Source organism: Patescibacteria group bacterium (assembly GCA_027858235.1).
In the GTDB taxonomy this organism is placed as follows: Bacteria; Patescibacteriota; Patescibacteriia; order Patescibacteriales; family BM507; genus BM507.
Genome location: JAQIDC010000020.1, coordinates 1 through 5,132 on the forward strand (window position 1 = coordinate 1; position 5,132 = coordinate 5,132).

A 5,132-nucleotide genomic window follows, 5' to 3' on the forward strand; every position below is an offset into this window, starting at 1 on the left:
TATTCTCTCAAATAAAAAATTATGCTATAATATTAGTATAATTTTTTAATATAAATAAACAATGAATATCGCAATTAATGGTTTCGGTAGAATTGGCCGAGCAGTTTTGAAATCAATTATCGAGAATAAAGTTAATGTCAATGTTGTTGCTATTAACGACCTAACTGACACAAAAACGCTTGCTCATTTACTTCAATATGATAGTTCTTATGGTAAATACGTCAAAGAAGTTTCTTATACTAAGGACACTCTAATTGTGGGCGGTAAAAAAATCCCAGTTTTTGCGCAAAGAAACCCAGCAGACCTACCTTGGAAAGAAAAAAAAGTTGAAATAGTTCTTGAATGTACAGGCCTTTTCCGGACAAAAGAAACAGCAGGTGCTCATCTGACAGCGGGTGCAAAAAAGGTTATTATTTCGGCTCCTGCAAAAGATGACAAAGTAAAAACTTTTGTAATGGGTGTTAATGAAGATACAATTAAAAAAACTGACAATATAGTTTCAAATGCTTCTTGCACAACAAATTGTCTTGCTCCAGTTACGGATGTCATTAGACAAAATTTCGGTATCAAAAATGCTTTAATGACAACTATTCATTCATACACAGCTGATCAAAATATTGTAGATGGCCCTCACAAGGATTTAAGAAGAGCAAGAGCGGCCGCTGTCAATATCGTCCCAACAACAACAGGGGCTGCTATTGCAACGACCAAGGCTATTCCTCAGTTAAAAGGGAGGTTTGATGGAATGGCGGTGAGAGTTCCCACCCCAGTTGGCTCACTTTGCGATATTACATTTTTAACAAACAAAAAGGTAACGGTTGAAAGTGTTAATAAAACTATGAAGCGTGCTTCAAAACTTGCAAAATATAGAGACATTATTGAATATAGCGATGAAGCTTTGGTTTCTTCCGATATTGTTGGCAATCCATCAAGCGCTATCTTTGATTCTGAATCAACTAAAGTTTCCGGAGACAACCTTCTAAAACTAATTGTTTGGTATGACAATGAATGGGGTTATTCAAATAGAATGGTTGATTTAATGGAATTTATTATTAAGAAAAAACTTGTTTAAGATTGCAAATCGGAGTAGTTCAACTCCTCCGATTTTAATGGTTTAATGGCAAAACTTTTAGATAAAATAAAAAAAGCGGAACTTGTCGGAAAAGGAGGAGCTTGTTTTCCGACTTTTTCGAAGTGGCAAGCTGTTAAAAATGCCAAAGCTGATAAGAAATATATTGTTTGTAATTGTTCTGAAGGCGAACCGGATGTTAAAAAGGATGGGTATATTTTAGAACATTTTCCAGAAAAATTAATCGATGGAATAAATCTTGCTGTTAAAGAAATAAAAGCTGATAAAGCTTATATTTTTATTAATGAAGCTTATTACAAAAAATATAGTACCAAACTTCTTGGATTAATTGTTGATACTAAAATAGAATTATTTAAAAAGCCTCATGTTGGCGGTTATATTGCCGGGGAAGAATCATCTCTTATAAATGCAATCGAAGGGTCTCGTATTGAACCAAACAGAAAACCACCTTATCCGAGTGATTCTGGTCTTTGGGGTGCGCCAACTCTTATAAACAATGTCGAAACTTTTTACGATGTAAGTTTAATTAATTCAGATGCTTATAATAAAAATCGTTTTTATACTGTCGCTGGAGATTGTGTTTGGCCAGGAGTTTATGAATTCTCTAACGATCAAACTATAGGTGATATATTGGTCGAATCAAAAAATTATCCAAAATTTGATTTTTTTGTTCAGGTTGGTGGAGGTGCTTCTGGGGAAGTTCTAAATTCCAATCAACTCGATAGGGAAGTGGGCGGATCTGGTTCTATTACGGTCTATTCAATCGAAAAACATAAACCAATTGATGTTATAAGAAATTGGCTTAATTTTTTTATGAACGAATCATGCGGACAATGCACTCCTTGCCGTGAAGGAACATATAGGCTTCATGAAATAATAAATCAAAATAAACCTAATTGGCATATGTTTTTTGCTATTCTTGAAGATTTACCAGAGACCTCTTTTTGTGCGCTTGGTATTTCTGTCCCAGTGCCAATCATTTCATATTTTAAGAACGTTTTAAAGGATAACCAAGAATTTAGTTCAATATTTGTAGAAAATAATATTTAAAATAAATTTATGACAAATTTAATCAAGTTTACAATGATGGCAATAGTTGTAGCATTAACAATTTTTGCTGTCTTAATAATAACCAAGGTAATTAATTATTCTGAATCTATTGAATCAATTATTAGGTCTATTTTAGTAATAATAGTAGTAGCATTTGCTTTTGGAATTATAGCTATTCTTGGAAATAAAGGTAATGATAATAATGTAAAAAAATAATTTTAATATTTTTAAATGTTAAATAATAAAATAAAAATTAACAACAAGGAATACGATTTCAATGAAGGTGAGACTGTTTTAAGTGTTGCCACTCGAAATGGAATTCAAATACCAACGCTTTGTGATCATCCTGACTTTTCTGTAAAAGAGAATTGTCGCGTCTGTGTTGTGGAAATAAAAGGAGAACACGGTCTCTCCACCTCTTGCTCCGCAAAAGCTAAGCCAGGAATGGAGATTCAAACCAATTCTGATAGAGTTGAAAAATCTCGTGGTCTTAATTTGGAAATGATTTTTGCTGAACACATTGAAAAATGTGCTACTTGTATTTGGCGTTTTGAATGTAAGCTTTTGAAATACGCCAAGGACTATAATTTACTTATAAATACTTTTTCTGACAGAAAGGGTAAGAGACCAGTATATAGGTTTAAAAACGCTGTAGAGCTTGATTCTAGCCAATGTATTGATTGTAGAAACTGTGTCGACGCTTGTTCTGTTCTTCAAGGAATTGATTATTTGGAAATAAAAGGAAAGGGGCGCAATCAAGAAGTTGTTCCCACGGCTGACGTTCGAAAACATTGTATTCTTTGTGGTCAATGTGCCCTGCATTGTCCTGTTTCTGCCGCTCAAGAACAGCCTAATTGGCAAGACGTAGAAAGGGAAATGAAAAATGATAAAAAAATTGTAGTTGTTCAATTTGCTCCTTCAATTAGAGTTAGCATCGGTGAAGACTTTGGATTTGATCATGGAGAAATAGTTACCGAAAAATTAGTTTCATCATTGAGGGAACTTGGATTTGATTATGTCTTTGATGTTTCTTTTGCGGCAGATATTACAACATTGGTTGAAGCTGGGGAATTACTTGAAAGAATTGAAAAGAAGGGAGTTATGCCCATGATGACCTCTTGTTGTCCGGGCTGGGTTAATTATGTTGAATATTACAATCCAGAACTTATTCCTAATTTAACAACTTCAAGATCTCCGCAAATTCATGGAGGTGGTGTTATTAAAACATATTGGGCAAAAAAGATGAATGTTGATCCAAAGAATATTGTCGTTGTTTCAATAATGCCTTGTACTGCTAAAAAATATGAAGCATCTCGAGAGGAAATGGCTATTAATAATATTCTACCTGTTGACTATGTTTTAACTACCAGGGAGCTATCTTTTATGATAAAGAAAAACAATATTAATTTTGCAAATCTAAAAGAGTCAAAAGCCGATAATCCTTTGGGTGATTATACTGGAGCCGGTGTAATATTTGGAGGTTCTGGAGGTGTTATGGAATCTGCCCTAAGAACAGCTCAGTATGTCTTGGAAGGACCCAAGGCCAAATTAACTAAAAAAAGATTAGAATTTAATGGTGTTCGTGGCTTAGAAGATGTGAAGGAAACAGTTGTCACTATAGCCGGAAAAGATTTGAGAATTGGTGTTGTAAATGGAATAAAACATATTAAAGAACTCATTCCTAGATTAAACGAATTTGATTATATTGAAGTTATGACTTGCCCGGGAGGATGTATCGGCGGGGGAGGGCAACCTATTCCTACCAGCAAAGAAATAGTCAAAAAAAGAATAGCAGGTTTATATAGGGATGATACAAACAGCAAAATAAGAGTATCAGCTCAAAATGAATCGGCTAAGGAAATAGTAGAATGGCTAGAAGACAACAAACTTACACACAAAACACTACATACTAAATATTTTAAAAATTTAGATTAAACGTATGAACAAAATTCATCTAGGAACAATTTCTATTCTTATCAAGGATAGACAAAGTCACGCTAAAGATGTCAATGAACTCTTGACTATAAATGGTCACATTATCATGGCTCGTCTAGGAGTGAATGTTCAAAAATCTTGTGTTGAACATTGTACGGGTTTTATTACAATTGCGGTTGAGGCAACTGCAGGAGAAATTTCAAAATTAACGAAAGAAATTGATGAACTCTATGGCATCGTTGCCAAGTCATCAATTCTTACAGAATAATATGACAAATGAAAAAATAGGAACTCTCTCAAGGGTTCAAGTCGAAACTTTAACAAAATTCTTACTAATTTCTGGTCTTGCCATAATGATTCCTTTTTATGTCCATATTCAATGGCTAACGGGTCCAATCGTTAATGCACTACTTATTCTGAGTCTTTTTTTGGTGGGAATTAGGTCGGCTGTTTTTGTAGCTCTCGTTCCAAGCGTTGTTGCTCTCTCTGTTGGACTATTACCAGCAATTCTAGCACCAATGATTCCATTTATAATGATTAGTAATATTATTTTTGTTTTAGTTATTGATTTTACTGTTAATGCAATAAAAAATGAAAAAGTTTCTTATTGGTCAGCAATCCTAATCGCTTCCCTTGTTAAATTTACCTTCCTATTTTTGAGCGTAAGCGTAATATCAAAACTTCTCATAAAAAGTGAATTAGCTGTAAAAGTAGCCCAAATTCTTTCTTGGCCTCAATTTTATACAGCACTTCTTGGTGGAGTAATTGCCTTTGCGATTTTGAAATGGCTGAAAAAGTAATTAGAACTTACGATTAGTGTATGGTTGTGATTCACATTTTATGAGGGTTAATTGGTATAAAGAGTAAAAGATAAATAAATTATTTCGTACAAGATACCAAATTCTGCAATTATCAATACACAAGTTCGTATAATAACTAGTTATACAAAATTTGCTGTGACCACTCGCTACCGCTCGCAGGCCCCATCAAATTTTGTATAATGTGGTGCGCTTACCAGCATCTGCCATACGCCAATTTCCTGCTACTCGCTACCGCT

The 5,132-nt window shown here is 34.0% G+C and carries 6 protein-coding genes; all 6 read left to right on the forward strand.

Annotation, left to right across the window (positions count from 1 at the left end; translation table 11 throughout):
* Positions 1-61 precede the first annotated feature (61 nt).
* The 6 genes from gap to PF572_01330 are packed head-to-tail and all read left to right on the forward strand — an operon-like array spanning position 62 to position 4,875.
* Positions 62-1,072 carry a type I glyceraldehyde-3-phosphate dehydrogenase gene (gene gap / locus PF572_01305; GenBank protein ID MDA3839702.1) on the forward strand — a complete coding sequence of 337 codons (1,011 nt, stop codon included), beginning with the start codon at positions 62-64 and terminating at the stop codon, positions 1,070-1,072.
* A gap of 45 nt (positions 1,073-1,117) precedes the next feature.
* On the forward strand, positions 1,118-2,140 hold the full coding sequence (locus PF572_01310) for a hypothetical protein (GenBank protein ID MDA3839703.1): 1,023 nt from the start codon (positions 1,118-1,120) through the stop codon (positions 2,138-2,140).
* A gap of 9 nt (positions 2,141-2,149) precedes the next feature.
* Positions 2,150-2,356: a hypothetical protein gene (locus PF572_01315; protein MDA3839704.1), complete on the forward strand. Its 207-nt coding sequence runs from the start codon at positions 2,150-2,152 to the stop codon at positions 2,354-2,356.
* Between the two features lie 15 nt (positions 2,357-2,371).
* Positions 2,372-4,075 carry a [FeFe] hydrogenase, group A gene (locus tag PF572_01320; GenBank protein MDA3839705.1) on the forward strand — a complete coding sequence of 568 codons (1,704 nt, stop codon included), beginning with the start codon at positions 2,372-2,374 and terminating at the stop codon, positions 4,073-4,075.
* Positions 4,076-4,079: 4 nt separating this feature from the next.
* Positions 4,080-4,343: a hypothetical protein gene (locus PF572_01325; GenBank protein MDA3839706.1), complete on the forward strand. Its 264-nt coding sequence runs from the start codon at positions 4,080-4,082 to the stop codon at positions 4,341-4,343.
* Between the two features lies 1 nt (position 4,344).
* The gene (locus tag PF572_01330) at positions 4,345-4,875 is read left to right on the forward strand and encodes a hypothetical protein (GenBank protein MDA3839707.1); all 531 of its coding nucleotides are present in this window, start codon (positions 4,345-4,347) and stop codon (positions 4,873-4,875) included.
* Positions 4,876-5,132 lie beyond the last annotated feature (257 nt).